The following is a 15,122-nucleotide window of genomic DNA, read 5'->3' on the forward strand; positions in this document are numbered from 1 at the left end:
AAGCCCAGCAGGCCAAACGCACCGCCGCAGAGGCGATTGAAAATGCGGGCCCGGCGGGGCGTGCCAAACCATTGGTGGGTGTGTTTGGCCAGCAGCACATAGGTGAAGTGGGAGACCAGCACGCACGCAGCGAAGGCGCTGGTCAGTGCCAGGAATTGCGGCAGCATCGGCGCCTCCGGGTGGATGAACTGGGGGAACAGCGCGGTGAAGAACAGGATGCTTTTGGGATTGGTCACCGCCACCAGCAGGCCTTGCCGGAACAATGCTGCATTGCTTTTTCCGGCGGATGTTCCGGCGTGTGTCCCGTCAGACAGGGGCGTGTCGAACATCGAGGTCTTGCTGGTCCACTGCCGCCAGCCCAGGTACATGAGGTAGACGGCGCCCACGGCCTTGAGCACAGCGAACAGCCAGGCCGACGTGTGCAGCAAAGTGCCCAGGCCCGCCATGGCCGCGGTGGAGACGGCGAACACGCCGAGCACATTGCCGGTGGAGCTCCACAGCGTCTTGCGCGGCCCCCAGGCCACGGCGTTGGAAACCGCCAGCAAAATGCCCGGCCCGGGGCTGAGCGCGGTGACAAGTGAAATGGTGATGAAGAGCAGCCAGGCGGAAGTGGTCATGGTGAGATCAATTAAAAAATGATGGGGGCAATTTATTTCCGGCGGCGCCTATGCAGCCTCGGCGCTACGCAGCCAGCTGCGCACGGCCTTCACGATTCCTGAAAAGTACCTTAAAAGCACGCTTCCCGTCTGGCCCGGGGCTTTTGCCGAGGCTTGGTTCAGCACGCATGCTGCGCCCCCGTGCTGGGCGGTCACCGTGATCCATCCGGTCTGGGCGACGGTATGCGACTGTCCCGCCTCCAGCGGCATGCTGTCGCGAAAGACCTGCTCGCCAAGCCAGCGCGGGGTGCCGGTCACCAGCAGCGTGCCCGAGGTGCTGATCAGGGCGCTGCCCGCCTTGGTGTGAAAAAACAGGGACTCACCGGCGTCCAGTTGAAGGTGGCGAGGTGCAAAGTGCTCTTTCATGGCGGCTCCATTCATGGGTTGGTGAACTGGAAAAACGGGGGAAGGAGACATCAAGGTTAAAGAGACCGGCACTTCCCCGACAGAGCCAGGCAAGTCCTTTCTGTATCGGTACAGATGACTGTTTATTCATCTGTTATGGTCTGATTTCGCCCCATCTGTGGCTGTGTCCCGGCTTCCCCTTCACGGATCATTCGGTTTATGGACCTGCAACCCTCGCCATCCCTGTCGCAACCGCTGTATTTACAGCTCTCCAGCCATTACCGCCAGGCGATCCAGTCCGGCGTTTTGATGCCGGGGCAGCGCATGCCGTCCGTCAGGGCGCTGACGCGGCTGCACCAGGTCAGCCTGTCGACGGCGGTGGAGGCCTGCCACACGCTGGAAGACGAAGGCCTGCTGGAGGCGCGGCCGCGTTCGGGCTACTTTGTGCTCAAGCGTCGCCGGATGGATATCCAGCCGCCCAGCGAGCCGGAATGCGGCCACAGGCTGGATCCGGCACAGTACGTCGGCATCCATGACCGGGTGTCCGATTTCGTCGCCAAATGCGATGTCTACCCGCTGGTGACCAACCTGGCAGGCACCTACGGCTCGCCCGAGATGTACCCGGCCGAGGCCCTCAAAAACGCCGCCACGCGCGCGTTGCGCAAGCACCCGCAACTGCTGGTGAACCCGCCGGACTTCCTCAACGATTCACCGCTCAATGCCGTGCTGGCCAAGCGGGCGCTGGAGGCCGGCATGCGGCTGTCAGCGGAAGACATCCTGGTCACGCACGGCTGTATTGAATCGCTGAACGTTGCCTTGCGTGCGGTGGCTCGGCCGGGGGACACCGTGGCCGTCGAGTCACCGACGTACCATGGCCTGCTGCAGATCCTCGAAAGCCTGGGTCTGCGCGCGCTGGAGATTCCCACCAGCCCGAAGCTGGGGATTTCCGTGGAGGCGCTGGATTTGGCCTTCCAGACGCACGACCGCATACGCGCCGTGGTGGTGATCCCCAATTTCCACAATCCGCTCGGCAGCGTGATGCCCGACGCCGAAAAGGAAAAGCTCGTCGCACTGTGTGATCGCCAGCAGGTCGCGCTGATTGAAGACGATACCTATGGCGCGCTGGGGCCCGACGACATTCCGCTGAAGGCGGCCAAGGCCTGGGACCGAAGCGGCTCGGTGATTTACTGCGCATCGCTGCGCAAGACCCTGGCGCCCGGGCTGCGTCTGGGCTGGGTCGCCGGCGGACGCTGGCAGGCGCGCATCAAGATGCTCAAGTACGCGCAAAGCCGCGCCAACGACATGGTGGGCCAGCTGGCCGTGGCCGAGTTCATGGCCTCCAGCGCCTATGACCGCCACCTGGCCAGGCTGCGCCGCATGCTCAACGTGCAGCGCGAGCAGATGGCCGAGGCGATTGCGGCGCACTTTCCCGCCGGAACCCGGTTGTCGGTGCCCCGTGGCAGCATGATGCTCTGGGTGGAGTTGCCGGCGGGTACCTCAGCGCAGGCGGTATTCGACATCGCCATCCGGCAGGGCATACGGGTGGCGCCCGGTTCCATGTTTTCCAACTCGAACCGCTTTGACCACTTCCTGCGCATCAGTTGCGGCTCACCGTTTTCCAGCGAGACCGACAGCGCCCTGCGCAAGCTGGCGGGCATTGTGTCGCAAGCTGGGCCCCGGCCGGCTTGAGGGCATGGCGCTGCTATTTTGAGGGTTTTAGGGCTCCAGCCCTTTAGGGGTATGCGCGAGTAGCTACTGTTTTGATAGCGATCGACGCGTCTAATGCGCCGCAGCGTGGCTGCGTTTGACAAAGAACAGGCCCGCACCCACTGCCATCAACATGCCACCGAACAGCCGGTTTTGCAGCCGCACCGCACGTGCGTTCCTGAACAGCTTTTGCAAACGGCTCGCGGCAAATGCGTAGCCGTGCATCACCACGGTGTCGACCGCCACAGTCGTGAGCGCCATCACCAGCAACTGGGGCCACAGCGGCCTGGCGGGGCTGATGAACTGCGGCAGCACTGCGACCATGAAAAGAATGCCCTTGGGGTTGGTGACGTTGGTCAGCAGGCCGGTGAGAAAGCGCCTGCGCGCTGAAATACCGTTCGCATCGGCTGCGGGGCCGGCATCTTCCGCTGCTATACCGTTCGATGAGCGCCACTGCGACCAGCCGATATAGATGAGGTAGAGCGCGCCCAGGATTTTCACGATGCTGAAGGCCAGCTCGGACGCCACCAGCAATGAGCCCACCCCCGCCCCGGCCACCAGCAAAATCACCACCAGCCCGATCTGCAAGCCCGCGATGGTGGCACGCGTGCGCCGCATGCCGTAGCTCAGGCCATGGCTCATGGCCAGCACCGCGCCCGAGCCGGGTGAGAGCGCGATCAGGATGGAGGCGAGGAAGTAGGCGGTCCAGGTGTCAATGGCCATGATGAAACGGTGACGAAATGAAGAAAGAAGGATGGCGGTGATCGTGGGCCGGGAGCTGGCCCACGCCGCGCAAAACGCCTGCCATCCTACATCGACGGCAATAGCCCGCGGGTATCATGGCCCAATGGCTTCAACAGCATCATCCTGGCAAGGCCGCCTCTCGCAAACACGCCGTACCGCCCAGCACTGGCTGATCGAATGGTGGCGCCTGGTGAAATTGGGCGCGATCATCCTGGTGCTGACCCTCTCGCCTTCCAGCTACAGCCCGCAAAGCCGCACGGTGCTGTCCCGCCACATCTACATCAACACGGCGCCCATCCTGCTGGGCTTTACCTTGCTGTGCGCGCTGGTCACCGTGGTGCTCACGCGGATCGTGCTGGTGACCGCGCTGAGCTACGGCTTGTCGCAGTACGCGTTGCAGGTCGTGATCCGCGTGCTGGTGCTTGAACTTATTCCGCTGACGGCGGCGCTTTTTGTGGCGCTGCGCTGCACCATCCCTGATGGCGCCGAACTCACGGCCATGCAGGCCAGCGGCGAACTCGACGAGATGCGCGAGCGCGGCATCGAGCCGGTGCGGCGCGAGGTGCTGCCGCGCGTGGTGGCGGGCATGTTCTCCGGCATCACGCTGGCTGCGCTTAGTTGCGTGGTGGCGCTGGTGGTGGCTTATTTGGCAACCTACGGCTTCGCCTTGTCGGGCCTGGCGGCCTATACCCGGCTGTTCGGTCAGGTCTTCAGCCCTTCCGTCACGCTGATCTTTGTGCTCAAAACCCTGTTCTTCTGCCTGGCCGTGTCGCTGATCCCCATGGCCTCGGCGCTTTACGGCATGGGCGAAGCCAGCGTGCGCACCAGCGCCGAGATGCGCGGCCTCGTGCGCATGTTCGCCGTGATTTTGCTGATTGAAGTGGCTTCGCTGGTCGGCAACTATTATTGACCGCCTCAATAAATACCAAATAACAATCCATGAGCTCACCCCACGACCCTTCATCCCCTGAGCACGGCCGGCCGGATCCGCTCCAGCCCGCGCGGGAGCCGGAGTCTTCGCCGGCGGAAATCGCCAACCTGGAATTCAAGGCCCGGCTTCTCCTGATCTTCATGCTGCTGCTGGTGGTGGGCTCGGCCCTTTATGTGATGTATGCGCGCGGGGCCTTTGAGTCCACCCAGCGGCTGGTGCTCATCGCCGAAGACTCCGAAGGCGTGGTGGTCGGCATGGACCTGACTTTCTCGGGTTTCCCGATAGGCCGCGTCAAGCGCATCGAGCTGGCCAGCGACGGCAAGGCCCGCATATTGGTGGATGTGGCCGCCAAGGACGCCCACTGGCTGCGCACCACCAGCGTCTTCACGCTGGTACGCGGCCTCGTCGGCGGCACCAACATCCGCGCCTACACCGGCTTGTTGAACGACCCGCTGCTGCCCGACGGCGCGGAACGCACGGTGCTGCTGGGCGATGCGGCCGGCGAAGTGCCCAAAGTGATCGCTGCCGCCAAGGACCTGATTGAAAACCTCAACACCCTGACGGGAAGCGGCGGTGCGGTGGGTACCAGTCTGGCCAACCTGCAGACGCTGACGGAGCGGCTGAACGGGCCGGGCGGTGCGTTGACAGTGTTGCTGGGCAGCGAGGCCGAGGCCAAAAAGTTTGCCGCCACGCTGGAGCGCACCAACTCGCTACTCACCAAACTCGACGGGCTGGCCGCCAAGACCGACACCCAGGTGTTCGGCGACAAGGGACTGATGCCCGAAACCCGGGCCACCGTGGTTCAGCTCAACGCCATGCTGGGCGAGGCCCGCACCAGCCTCAAGAAAGTGGATGCATTGCTGCAGGACGCCCAGGCCGTCACCCGCAACGCCAAAGATGCCACTGACGACCTGGGCGTGCTGCGCGCCGACGTGGAAGCCAGCCTGCGCAAGGTTGAGGGGTTGATCAACGAAATCAGCCGCAAATGGCCTTTCGCCAAAGACGCCCGCGATGCGGAGATGAAGCTGCCATGAAGAACATCTTTACGTATGCCGCCGCGCTGACTTCGGCCTTGCTGCTGGCCGCCTGTGCCGGCGGCCCGCAACCGCCCGACTGGCAACTCGAGGCCAAAGGTTCGATGGACCGCTCTGTGGCCGCCTACATGGAAGGCAACAGCCGCGTCGAGATGGCCGAACTCGGGCGCGCCCGCACGCAGCTGACACGCTCCGGCCGGGCCGAACTGTTAGCCACCGCCGAGCTGCTGCACTGCGCCACCCGGGTTGCCAGCCTGGTGCTGGACGAGCCCTGCACCGGTTTTGAGAAACTGCGCGAAGACGCCACCGACGCCCAGCGCGCCTACGCTGATTACCTCAAGGGTCAGGTGCAGCCGCAGGGCATTGCCTTGCTGCCTGAAGCGCAACGCCGGGCGGCGGCTGGTGACGTCGGTGCTGTGGCGGCCATTGCCGACCCGTTGTCGAAACTGGTGGCTGCCGGCGTGATGCTGCAGGCCGGTAAAGCCAGTCCTGCCGTGATCACCCAGGCGATTGATACGGCGTCTGTGAAAGGCTGGCGCCGGCCGCTGCTGGCCTGGCTGGGCGTTCAGCTGCGACGGGCAGAGCAGGGTGGCGACACCCAGGAAGCTGCAAAGCTGCGGCGCCGCATCGAGCTGACGCAGGGCATGCCTCCTGCACCGGTGAAGTCGCAAACGCCCTGATCCTTGTCCCGTTTTGCCTTGAGAGAAACAACCGTGAGCTACCGCCTCAGGCTTTACGCCTATGAAGACGCCTCCGCAGAAGAGCTGCAGGCCGCTGAGCAACGCTTCCGAACGGCGGTGGAAACCGAGCTGGGAGACGAAAGCCTGGTCTGGCCGGTGTACGCGGCCTACATGAAACTGGTGGCGACTTACGGCGAAGCGCCGGCCGAAGATGTCCTGTCAAGCGACGAACTGGAAATCTTCAACCAATGGCAGGCGGCCGAGCTGGCTGCCGTGACGGCCGCGCTGGGACCGAACCGGTATATGGGCGACGCGCAGTTTGAAATCCGCCCCGCCTGAAAGGGAGCGGACCTGAAGCGTTCAGGGCGAGCGRCTCAGCCGAGGCGAGGCCAGCGCCCGCAACTGGTCGGAAATGGCGGTGTCAACGCTCTTGAGCTGTTTGAGGAGTTGCGCTTTCTCCAGCGCGGCGTGCAATTGCTGCAAGTCCTTGCTGCTGGTGGTGGCCTTGATCTGGGCCAGCGCTGCCGGGGTGTTGCCGGTTTTCAGCACCGCCAGCATCTTGCTGACCCATTCACTCGTTGCAGGCTTTTTGGGGTTCATGCGCCATTGTAGGTTTGCTATTAAAAAAATAGCTGCTCGCGCTTGACCACATTGCGCTGGCGGCCGATTTCATGGTGGATTTTGCGGGATTCTGCCTCCAGGGCTTGACCTTGAGTGCACTCAAGGTATTCCAATCCTTTCAGGGCCCTGGCAATGTTGCCGGCCTTTACCCACTTCATACCCACTTCGCAGTCGATGCGAAGAAGCCTTCAAGGAGTTTCATCATGAGTGCAGCACCCACCACCGACATCACAGCGGCCAACCGCCTGCGCATGCAGGAGGTCATGGCTGAACTGGACAAAGGCAACGGCCAGGCATTTGTCGACGCCATGGCAGACGATTTCTGCTGGACCCTTGAGGGCAGCACGCCCTGGTCGCGCACCTACCGCGGCAAGCAGGCCGTCGTCACCGAGCTGCTGCGGCCGCTGTTTGCCCAGTTCGCCACGCCCTRTGTCAGCACCACAGAGCGCGTCATGGCCGACGGCGACATGGTCGTCATCGAGTTCCGCGGGCAAGTTACCACCCATGCCGGCAAGGCCTACAACAACCGCTATTGCTATGTTTGCCGCATGGAAGGCGGGCAAATGAAAGAGCTGACGGAGTACTTCGACACCGCCCTGGTGAGCGCTGCGCTGGAGGCGCCCGCGTTGGCCGCCTGAGCCGTTATACAGTCGGGCATGGCTGAAAGTTTTCTGATCGGGCAACTTGCCGCACGCACCGGGCGCAGCGTGCACACCATACGCTGGTATGAGGCACAGGGTCTGATCCCCGGCGTGACGCGCGACGCCGGCGGCCGACGCGTCTATGGCGATCTGCACATCAGCTGGCTGGACCTGATGGACCGGCTGCGGCGCACCGGCATGTCGATTGCCGAAATGCGGGAGTACACCGCGCTGGTCAAGCAGGGCAGCAGCACGCTCAGGCAGCGGCAGGCGCTGCTGGCCGCGCACCGCGCGCAGGTCAAGGACATGATTGCCGAATGGCAACTGGCACTCAAGCTGCTGGACAGCAAGATCGACTTTTACGGCGAGTGGGTGGCGTCGGGCAAACGCCCCGCCGTGAAGGTGGCTGAGCGTGCGGGTGTTGCGCTTGCGTCGCGGCCCAAAGAAAAATCGCGCCGGCCTGGAAAAACCTAGCGGCCGCCCGCTTTGCCGGCCGGACTGTCCAGCCCGTTCAGCAATAGGCGCAGGCCCGCCAGCGCCGCGTCAGCGCCGTCCATCTGCGCCCGTACGATGGCGCCGTCCACTGCCAGCGCGGCTGCCCGCGCCGCCTCTGCCTGGCCCGCGCCACCGGGCAGCAAATCGGCAATGACCTGCTGCATGTCCTGCTTGTGCCGGCGTGCAATGTCTGCCACACCCGGCAGGGTGCCGCCCACTTCCGCCACGGCGTTGATGAAAGCGCAACCGCGAAACGCCGGGTCGGCAAACCATTCGGCCATGGCCTGCACCAGCGGCGCCAGCCCGCCGCCGGGTCGCGCGCCATGGCGGCCCAGCGCGTCGACAAACCAGCCCATCCAGCGTTCATGCCGGTAGTCCAGGAAGGTGCGGATCAACTCGTCCTTGCTGGGAAAGTGCCGGTAGAAGGTGAGCTTGGCCACGCCCGACTCGGCAATGATGCGGTCGATGCCGGTGGCGCGCAGGCCGTCGCGGTAGAAAAGTTCGTGTGCCGTGACGAGGATTCGCTCGCGTGCGGGGAGGGTGGAGAGGTCCATGGCGTCATTGTAGATGCGACATAGACAGATCTGTCTACATGTGACAGAATTTCATCAAAGTAGACAAATCTGTCTACATCTGGTTTTCTGCCCATTTCGCCCATTTTGTTCAACCCCAGGAGATCTTCATGGAATCACGGCCACCGCTTCCCCCCTTTACGTTTGAAACCGCCGTGCAGAAAGTCCGTGCCGCCGAAGACGGCTGGAACACGCGTGAGCCGCAGCGTGTTTCCATGGCCTACACGCCGCAAAGCAAATGGCGTAACCGCGCCGAGTTCGTCACGGGGCGCGAAGAAATCGCGGGCCTGCTGTCGCGCAAATGGGTGCGCGAGCTGGACTACCGCCTCATCAAGGAACTCTGGGCCTTTGGCGGCAACCGCATTGCCGTGCGTTTTGCCTACGAGTGGCACGACGATGCGGGCAACTGGTTCCGCTCCTACGGCAATGAAAACTGGKAGTTCGACGGGAACGGCCTGATGGCCGTGCGCCACGCCAGCATCAACGACCTGCCCATCAAGCCCGCCGAACGCAAGTTTCACTGGCCGCTGGGGCGCCGGCCCGACGACCATCCGGGCTTGAGCGACCTGGGTTTGTGAGCGGGCGGTAAAATCCGGGTCCGAGGCGCACCGTGTTATTTGAAGGCGGTGCGTACACCTGAATTTGCCCCTGGCCCCGCTGCCGGGGTGCCCGACCCGAGTGACCTGCGTTTTGATTGACTCCCGCACCCTGCCGGCCGGCCCGGCCGATGAATCTCTCCACGACACCCCGCCAAACATCCAGGAGCCGCGCCTTTGGTGCGGTGACGGCTGGACGGCCAAGGTCATCAAGAACGAAGACGACGACGGCTGGGCTGTCGCCATGATCAAGGACGGCGAACCCGAGCCCGCGCTGGTCGGCCCGTGGACCATGGGCCGCGACAAGAAAAATCCCAAGCCGCTGGATGGCCCGGCTTTCAGCACGCTGGTCAAAACTGCTTCCGAATTTGTGCGCAGGCATGAGCAACAGCTGCATGCCACGCTGCACCAAAGCATCACCGTGACGGCCAATGCAGCGCGCATCACGGTTTCGCTCGACATCGTTCCGGACGAAGACAACCCGCACGGCCTGCTCAGCGCCGCCGACGAAACGGGCGAAGAGCTCGCGCAGGTGCGCGTGGCGCCGTCCTTCAAGCTCAACCGCGCCAGCGCCGTGGCRTGGGCCGAAAGCGGCTTCGCCAAGCCGGCCGGGCGGTGAGCGCCGCGTCCAGCGCCTGCGGGATCGACTTCGGCACCTCCAACTCCACTGCGGGCTGGAGCCGGCCCGGGCAAGCCGCGTTGCTGACGCTTGAAGACGGCAAACCGACGCTGCCGTCGGTGGTGTTTTTCCATGCCGAAGACGAGCACGTCAGCTATGGCCGGGCGGCGCTGGCCGATTACCTGGCCGGCCATGAAGGCCGCCTGATGCGTTCGCTCAAAAGCCTGCTCGGCACGGCCATGATTGATGAGCACACCGAGGTCGCCGGCCGCGCGCTGCCGTTTCGTGTGCTGCTGGCACAGTTCATTGGCGAGCTCAAGCACCGCGCTGAAAAAGCTGCAGACCAGCCCTTCAACCAGGCCGTGCTGGGCCGCCCCGTATTTTTTGTGGATGACGACGCTGCGGCTGACAAACGGGCTGAAAACACGTTGGCCGAAATCGCGCACGCGGTGGGCCTCAAAGAAATTGCCTTTCAGTACGAGCCGATTGCGGCGGCGTTCGACTACGAGTCGCAGATCAGGCGTGAAGAGCTTGTGCTGGTGGTTGACATTGGCGGCGGCACCTCGGACTTCGCGCTGGTGCGCCTGTCGCCCGAGCGTGCCCGCAAGGCAGACAGGCGTGATGATATTTTGGCCAGCGGCGGCGTGCACATAGGCGGCACCGACTTCGACAAATACCTGAGCCTTGCGAGCGTGATGCCCACGCTGGGCCTGGGCAGCCTGCTTCACAGCGGGTTGCAGGTGCCATCGGCCCAGTACTTCAACCTGGCAACCTGGCACACCATCAACCAGGTCTACAGCAAGAAGTCGTGGACGCAGATCAGCGATATCCGGCGCGGCGCAATCGAGAAAGACAAACTGGACCGCCTGCAAAACCTGGTGCGCGAACGGGCAGGGCACTGGCTGGCCATGCAGGTGGAAGCGGCCAAGATCGCGCTTTCTGACGCGCCTGAAACCACCATGGACCTGGGGCGCATTGCACCGGGCGAGACCTTGACCCTGCACCGGCCCGATTTCGACGCGGCCATCAGTGAACTGGTCGGCACCGTGGCGCGTACCGTGATGGGGCTGGTCAAGGACGCGGTTGTCAACGCCGACGACATTGATACCGTATTTTTCACCGGCGGCTCCAGCGGCGTGCCTTTGCTGCGTGAGCAAATTTCAGCATTGCTGCCGCAGGCACGCAGTGTGGAAGGCGACCGTTTCGGCAGCATCGGCGCCGGGCTGGCGCTGGATGCAGCGCGCAAATTTGGTTAGGGGCTGTGTTCTGATGCCATGCGCTTGGCTTACAGCAGGTTCATGAATTGCTGCAAGGCTTCGCCGGGATGCTCGTCGCGCCGGCGGATAAAAAGTGTTTTGACGGCGTATTTCTTGCCGGTCGATGGATGGCAGCGTAAGGCGGACCTGTTGGCCGCGTTTTCGACAATGGACCGTGGAAGCAGCGAGATGCCGACCTCTGCGGCAACACAGCCCAGGATGCCTTCCAGTGTGCCCATTTCAAGCCGGGTGTACCTGGGCCAGCCGCGCTCGCTCAGAAGCTGTTCGAACCGCTGGCGATAAGAGCAGCCGGTCTTGAACATGATCGCCGCCGCGCCGTTTTCCAGGCGCCTGCCGAGCTCACTGGGGCGCACCCAGCTGGCAGACGAGACGAGCACCAGTTCTTCTTCGAACGCGACCAGGCTGACCAGCGCATGGTTGTTGAGCGGGCCGGCGATGAACGCGCCGTCCAGGCGCCGCGTGAGCACGGCCTCGATCAGCGTCGCGGTCGGGCCGGTTTCCAGCGAGATGGCCACCTGCGGAAGCACGCGGCGGTATGCGGCAAGCAGCGAGGGCAGCCGGACCGCAGCGGTGGTCTCCATTGAGCCGATTGTTAGGACAGCTGGAGCGTCTTCCTCTCCTTTGGCCGCGGCCTGCGCTTCATCCATCAGCGCCACGATGCGGTTGGCATAGGGCAGCAGCCGCTGGCCTGCCCGCGTCAGTTCCATGCCCCGGCTATGGCGCTTGAAAAGCGCCAGGCCCAACTCCGATTCCAGCATCCGGATGCGCWGGGTGATGTTGGATTGCACGGTGTGCAGCGTTTGCGCGGCAGAGGTAATGCCGCCCTGGCTGGCGACGGCGGCAAACGTTTTCAGGCCCAGAACATTCATGGTCAACCCATCGCTAAAAGAGAACGGAGGGATCACAACAAATCGTTTTTACCGAGACATCATATTGGATACAGTTTGTTTCACCTAGCAACATCTGTGGCAACGCAAAGGGCCTGACGAATGAACCAGCTCTTCAGTGATTTGCATGACGGCGGGGCCATCGCGGGCATTTTTTCGGAGCGGAATTTTGTCGACCGCTGCCTTCGTTTCGAGCGTGAACTTGCCGCCGTGCAGGCTGAACTGGGTGTGATTCCTCAGGATGCGGCTGATGAAATCTGTCGCGTTGCCCACGTCGAAAACATTGATTTTGCGCAACTCAGGCAGAAGACACGCATGGTCGGCCTGCCCATGGTGGGGCTGGTGAACCAGGTGGTCAAGCTGTGCCGCGGTGACCTGGGCCAGTATGTCCACTATGGCGCAACGACCCAGGACGTGATGGATTGCGCACTGGCGCTTCAGATGCAGGAAGCATTCGCACTGATCGGCGATTCGCTGGCGCAATTTTCGGGGGCGCTGGGCGCATTGGCCACGGCCCACCAGCGCACCATCCAGGCCGGACGGACCAATCAGCAGCATGCGTTGCCCGTCACGTTCGGCTTCAAGGCTGCGGTCTGGAATTCGGGCGTGCTGCGGCAGATGGACCGGCTTGCAGAGGCTGTGCCGCGCGTGGCGACCGGGCAGCTGGGTGGCGCCGTGGGCACGCTGGCTTCGTTCTCCGGCGCGGGGCATGAAACACGCCGGCGCCTGATGCAAAAGCTGGGGTTGAATGAACCGGATGTTGCGTGGCATTGCATGCGTGACGGCCCGGCCGAGGCGGTGCTTCTTTTGTCGCAGATCGCTGCGACGCTCGGAAAGATCGGCCGGGACCTGCTGATGCTTTCCAGCACGGAAGTCGGTGAAGTGGCTTTTGCCGCTGGCAGGGGCGCCAGCAGCACCATGCCGCAGAAAAACAATCCGGTCGCGGCGTCGTCCGTCGTCGCCCTGTCGAGAATGCTGTTCCACACGGCTCCGATGATGCTGGACGCGGCGCTCGTGGAGAACGAAAGGTCGCTGGACGCCTGGTATGTCGAGCTGCATGCAGTGCCGCTGTGCTTCTCCCTGATGGGAGCCCTTCTGGCACAGGCCACGACCATGCTGGACGAACTGGTGGTGGACTCCGCAAGGATGGCGCGCAATGTGGCCCTCACAGACGGGGCGATCGTCACCGAGACCGTGCAGATGGCGCTGGCCAGGCGCATCGGCCTGAACCGCGCGCATGAACTGGTTGCCCGTGCCTGCCAGAAGTCCAGGGTGGAGGGCGTATCGATAGCGGCTGCCCTGGTGGGCTTGCAGTGCGGGCTGGACGAAGCCGCAGTGAATGCGCTGCTTGATGTGAACGAACACCTGTCTTTTGGTGCGCGCGAGGTGGACGCATCGCGCAGGCCGCCGCCTGCCGCCGGGGGCCTGGCAACGCAATCCGTATCCGTTTAACCAACCCGAGGGGGATTTATGACCAGAGCCATCTGCATTGCCTTCATGCTCGCCTTCTGCGCTGCGTCTGCGTGCGCTCAGGAGGCCTATCCCACCAAACCGGTCACCCTGATCGTGCCCTTTGCGGCCGGGGGGCCCATGGACAAACTGGCCAGGGAGCTTGCCGTGCCCATGCAGGCCCAGCTGCGCCAGCCTGTGGTTATCCAGAATCTGTCCGGCGCCGGCGGTAACCTCGGCACGGTCATCGCCATGCGGGCTCCAGCCGATGGTCACACGCTGCTGATGGGGCACATCGGCATGGCGACTTCACCGGCGCTGTACCGGAACCTGGGCTTCAAGCCGGATGTGGATTTCGCGCCGCTGGGAGTGGTGGTCGACACGCCTCTGGTGCTGGTTGCGCGGCCGCAGGTGCCCGTGGACTCCTTGGTGAGCCTCATCCGCTGGATGGCCCGGCAGCCGCAGGTGAGGCTGGCGCACGCCGGTGTGGGCTCGTCATCGCACCTGTGCGGCTTGCTGCTCCAGTCTTCATTGAAAGTCAGCATTACGACCGTGCCCTACCGTGGCAGTGCGCCCGCAGTGGCGGACCTGCTTGGCGGGCATGTGGACATGATCTGTGACCCCACCCCTACGACGGTCGGCCATATCCAGGCCGGCAAGCTCAAGGCAATTGCCGTGACCTCCGCCAAACCCCTGACCGGCACGTCGCTCGCCGCCGTTCCGACCATGGCACGGTTCGGTATTTCGGGTGTCGAGCTGAGCATCTGGTTTGCCCTTTATGCGCCGAAGRTCACGCCACCGCACATCCAGCAACGGCTCAATGATGTGCTGCGGACGGCCATGAAAACACCTGCCTTCAGGCAGGCGCAAATTGCCTCAGGCATACAGGTCGTGGAGGATGACCGTGCCACGCTGGCCGGGCACCGCAGCTTTCTGGGCAACGAAATTGCCCGGTGGGGGCCCATCATCAAGGCGGCCGGTGTTTATGCCGACTAGCTGTTCGTGCTGTCCCATGCATGCGGCGACGCTGCAGGGATTAAGTCAGTCTCTCGGTAATAGATGGTTAAGTATTGTTTTTGTATGAAACGCTAGTTTAGTATTGATATTTGTTGTTTGATTAGATAAAATACTATCGTTTTAACAAGAAACGATATTTTTCTATCTATGAAAACATTGTCTGAAGTTGCAGCCAACCTGGAAAGCCAGCGCCAGCGCCTGGGGCTGGATTACCAGGCCGTTGCCGAAAGCACGGGGCTGACGCCTTTGTCGGTGCGCAGCGTTTTGCAAGGCAAGACGGCGCCACGCGTGACCACGCTGATGGCCATTGCCGACCAGCTTGGGCTGGAGGTGCTGCTGCTGCCCAAGGTGGTGGCTGCAGGGCTGCAGGCGCAAGCCGCCGAAGGGCCGGCGCCGGCCTTGTCGCGGGTGGACCGCATCGTGGCCGAAACTTCCCAGCTCGCTGGGGCAAACATCAAGAACGTCAGGCCCTAATCCATGAACGTTCTGGCGCTCGATATTTATATCGGCACCTTGCGTGCCGGCCTGCTGTTCCAGTACGGCACGGGCAGCAGCGCGCTCACACGTTTCATTCCAGACGAGGTTTTTTGGTCCAACCCGGATTCGCCGGTGTTCTCCTGGGCTGCCACCGACGACGACCCACAGCGCCGGGAGATTTTCTGGCGCAGTTATGTGAACACGCCATTCTTCAATGCCGAAGGCGGGCGCCTGCCGGCCTTCTTCCAGAACCTGCTGCCCGAAGGGCCGCTGCGCCGCCACCTGGAGCAGTTGCGCGGTTGCGGGCCGAACGACCATTTCGACATGCTGGCTGCCTGCGGCACAGACTTGCCGGGCAATGTGTATGCCTATCC

The 15,122-nt window shown here is 63.3% G+C and carries 20 protein-coding genes; 14 read left to right on the plus strand and 6 right to left on the minus strand.

Translation table 11 applies throughout. The annotated features are described in order from the left end of the window. Together AC1D1X_RS03700 and AC1D1X_RS03705 are read right to left on the minus strand one after the other, a co-directional pair. The coding region (locus AC1D1X_RS03700; RefSeq protein ID WP_477697847.1) for a LysE family translocator at positions 1-617 on the minus strand (617 nt) is incomplete at its 3' end. A gap of 48 nt (positions 618-665) precedes the next feature. Then, positions 666-1,022: a hypothetical protein gene (locus tag AC1D1X_RS03705; protein ID WP_477669286.1), complete on the minus strand. Its 357-nt coding sequence runs from the start codon at positions 1,020-1,022 to the stop codon at positions 666-668. A 198-nt stretch (positions 1,023-1,220) separates the two neighbouring features. Between AC1D1X_RS03705 and AC1D1X_RS03710 the strand changes: the two genes are divergently transcribed. Next, positions 1,221-2,690 (plus strand): aminotransferase-like domain-containing protein, encoded by a 1,470-nt coding sequence (locus tag AC1D1X_RS03710; RefSeq protein ID WP_477669287.1) that lies wholly within the window; start codon positions 1,221-1,223, stop codon positions 2,688-2,690. A gap of 90 nt (positions 2,691-2,780) precedes the next feature. On the opposite strand, the gene AC1D1X_RS03715 is transcribed toward AC1D1X_RS03710, so the two are convergent. Next, positions 2,781-3,431, minus strand: a complete 651-nt coding sequence (locus AC1D1X_RS03715) for a LysE family transporter (protein ID WP_477669288.1) — start codon at positions 3,429-3,431, stop codon at positions 2,781-2,783. Between the two features lie 124 nt (positions 3,432-3,555). On the opposite strand from AC1D1X_RS03715, the gene AC1D1X_RS03720 reads away from it, so the two are divergent. From AC1D1X_RS03720 to AC1D1X_RS03735, 4 genes are read left to right on the plus strand one after another with little or no spacing between them, the layout of a single operon-like run. Continuing rightward, a complete protein-coding gene (locus AC1D1X_RS03720) occupies positions 3,556-4,362 on the plus strand; it encodes an MlaE family ABC transporter permease (protein ID WP_477669289.1) in 807 nt (268 codons plus the stop codon). A 29-nt stretch (positions 4,363-4,391) separates the two neighbouring features. Next, positions 4,392-5,417, plus strand: coding sequence for an MlaD family protein (locus AC1D1X_RS03725; protein WP_477669290.1), 1,026 nt, complete (start codon positions 4,392-4,394; stop codon positions 5,415-5,417). Continuing rightward, positions 5,414-6,097: a hypothetical protein gene (locus tag AC1D1X_RS03730; RefSeq protein ID WP_477669291.1), complete on the plus strand. Its 684-nt coding sequence runs from the start codon at positions 5,414-5,416 to the stop codon at positions 6,095-6,097. The genes AC1D1X_RS03725 and AC1D1X_RS03730 overlap by 4 nt, the downstream gene beginning before the upstream one ends. A 33-nt stretch (positions 6,098-6,130) precedes the next feature. Then, the gene (locus tag AC1D1X_RS03735) at positions 6,131-6,436 is read left to right on the plus strand and encodes a hypothetical protein (RefSeq protein WP_477669292.1); all 306 of its coding nucleotides are present in this window, start codon (positions 6,131-6,133) and stop codon (positions 6,434-6,436) included. A gap of 21 nt (positions 6,437-6,457) precedes the next feature. On the opposite strand, the gene AC1D1X_RS03740 is transcribed toward AC1D1X_RS03735, so the two are convergent. Next, positions 6,458-6,697: a hypothetical protein gene (locus tag AC1D1X_RS03740; protein ID WP_477669293.1), complete on the minus strand. Its 240-nt coding sequence runs from the start codon at positions 6,695-6,697 to the stop codon at positions 6,458-6,460. A gap of 224 nt (positions 6,698-6,921) precedes the next feature. Here AC1D1X_RS03740 and AC1D1X_RS03745 point away from each other — a divergent pair, with 224 nt between their 5' ends. Together AC1D1X_RS03745 and AC1D1X_RS03750 are read left to right on the plus strand one after the other, a co-directional pair. Further along, the gene (locus AC1D1X_RS03745) at positions 6,922-7,356 is read left to right on the plus strand and encodes a nuclear transport factor 2 family protein (protein WP_477697848.1); all 435 of its coding nucleotides are present in this window, start codon (positions 6,922-6,924) and stop codon (positions 7,354-7,356) included. Positions 7,357-7,374: 18 nt separating this feature from the next. After that, positions 7,375-7,833 carry a MerR family transcriptional regulator gene (locus AC1D1X_RS03750; RefSeq protein WP_477669295.1) on the plus strand — a complete coding sequence of 153 codons (459 nt, stop codon included), beginning with the start codon at positions 7,375-7,377 and terminating at the stop codon, positions 7,831-7,833. On the opposite strand, the gene AC1D1X_RS03755 is transcribed toward AC1D1X_RS03750, so the two are convergent. Further along, positions 7,830-8,408: a TetR/AcrR family transcriptional regulator gene (locus AC1D1X_RS03755; RefSeq protein ID WP_477669296.1), complete on the minus strand. Its 579-nt coding sequence runs from the start codon at positions 8,406-8,408 to the stop codon at positions 7,830-7,832. The two genes, AC1D1X_RS03750 and AC1D1X_RS03755, sit on opposite strands and share 4 nt — an antisense overlap. 128 nt (positions 8,409-8,536) lie before the next feature. Between AC1D1X_RS03755 and AC1D1X_RS03760 the strand changes: the two genes are divergently transcribed. The 3 genes from AC1D1X_RS03760 (at position 8,537) to AC1D1X_RS03770 (ending at position 10,897) form a co-directional block, all read left to right on the plus strand. Next, entirely contained in the window at positions 8,537-9,004 is a 468-nt protein-coding gene (locus tag AC1D1X_RS03760; protein ID WP_477697849.1) for a nuclear transport factor 2 family protein, read from the plus strand. Positions 9,005-9,116: 112 nt separating this feature from the next. Beyond that, a complete protein-coding gene (locus AC1D1X_RS03765) occupies positions 9,117-9,641 on the plus strand; it encodes a hypothetical protein (RefSeq protein ID WP_477669298.1) in 525 nt (174 codons plus the stop codon). Beyond that, positions 9,638-10,897, plus strand: a complete 1,260-nt coding sequence (locus AC1D1X_RS03770) for an Hsp70 family protein (RefSeq protein WP_477669299.1) — start codon at positions 9,638-9,640, stop codon at positions 10,895-10,897. Before AC1D1X_RS03765 ends, AC1D1X_RS03770 begins: the two co-directional genes overlap by 4 nt. Before the next feature lie 29 nt (positions 10,898-10,926). Here AC1D1X_RS03770 and AC1D1X_RS03775 read toward each other — a convergent pair whose 3' ends face one another. Continuing rightward, the gene (locus AC1D1X_RS03775; RefSeq protein ID WP_477697850.1) at positions 10,927-11,787 is read right to left on the minus strand and encodes a LysR substrate-binding domain-containing protein; all 861 of its coding nucleotides are present in this window, start codon (positions 11,785-11,787) and stop codon (positions 10,927-10,929) included. 120 nt (positions 11,788-11,907) lie between these two features. Here AC1D1X_RS03775 and AC1D1X_RS03780 point away from each other — a divergent pair, with 120 nt between their 5' ends. From AC1D1X_RS03780 to AC1D1X_RS03795, 4 genes are all read left to right on the plus strand, one after another. Continuing rightward, the gene (locus tag AC1D1X_RS03780; RefSeq protein ID WP_477669301.1) at positions 11,908-13,257 is read left to right on the plus strand and encodes a class-II fumarase/aspartase family protein; all 1,350 of its coding nucleotides are present in this window, start codon (positions 11,908-11,910) and stop codon (positions 13,255-13,257) included. A gap of 18 nt (positions 13,258-13,275) precedes the next feature. Then, positions 13,276-14,250: a tripartite tricarboxylate transporter substrate-binding protein gene (locus AC1D1X_RS03785; protein ID WP_477697851.1), complete on the plus strand. Its 975-nt coding sequence runs from the start codon at positions 13,276-13,278 to the stop codon at positions 14,248-14,250. 168 nt (positions 14,251-14,418) lie between these two features. After that, positions 14,419-14,745: a helix-turn-helix domain-containing protein gene (locus AC1D1X_RS03790; RefSeq protein ID WP_477669303.1), complete on the plus strand. Its 327-nt coding sequence runs from the start codon at positions 14,419-14,421 to the stop codon at positions 14,743-14,745. A 3-nt stretch (positions 14,746-14,748) separates the two neighbouring features. Further along, positions 14,749-15,122, plus strand: a 374-nt coding sequence (locus AC1D1X_RS03795; protein ID WP_477697852.1) for a HipA N-terminal domain-containing protein, incomplete at its 3' end; no start/stop codon positions are given.

The sequence above is a fragment of the Polaromonas sp. P1_G4 genome (assembly GCF_056405475.1).

What these genes read in the sequence shown, in the direction of transcription:
- AC1D1X_RS03750 (WP_477669295.1), top strand. Translation starts at nt 7,375, where the DNA reads ATGGCTGAAAGTTTTCTGATCGGGCAACTTGCCGCACGCACCGGGCGC.
- AC1D1X_RS03730 (WP_477669291.1), top strand. Translation starts at nt 5,414, where the DNA reads ATGAAGAACATCTTTACGTATGCCGCCGCGCTGACTTCGGCCTTGCTG.
- AC1D1X_RS03780 (WP_477669301.1), top strand. Translation starts at nt 11,908, where the DNA reads ATGAACCAGCTCTTCAGTGATTTGCATGACGGCGGGGCCATCGCGGGC.
- AC1D1X_RS03755 (WP_477669296.1), bottom strand. Translation starts at nt 8,408, where the DNA reads ATGGACCTCTCCACCCTCCCCGCACGCGAGCGAATCCTCGTCACGGCA.
- AC1D1X_RS03790 (WP_477669303.1), top strand. Translation starts at nt 14,419, where the DNA reads ATGAAAACATTGTCTGAAGTTGCAGCCAACCTGGAAAGCCAGCGCCAG.
- AC1D1X_RS03725 (WP_477669290.1), top strand. Translation starts at nt 4,392, where the DNA reads ATGAGCTCACCCCACGACCCTTCATCCCCTGAGCACGGCCGGCCGGAT.
- AC1D1X_RS03710 (WP_477669287.1), top strand. Translation starts at nt 1,221, where the DNA reads ATGGACCTGCAACCCTCGCCATCCCTGTCGCAACCGCTGTATTTACAG.
- AC1D1X_RS03720 (WP_477669289.1), top strand. Translation starts at nt 3,556, where the DNA reads ATGGCTTCAACAGCATCATCCTGGCAAGGCCGCCTCTCGCAAACACGC.
- AC1D1X_RS03715 (WP_477669288.1), bottom strand. Translation starts at nt 3,431, where the DNA reads ATGGCCATTGACACCTGGACCGCCTACTTCCTCGCCTCCATCCTGATC.
- AC1D1X_RS03705 (WP_477669286.1), bottom strand. Translation starts at nt 1,022, where the DNA reads ATGAAAGAGCACTTTGCACCTCGCCACCTTCAACTGGACGCCGGTGAG.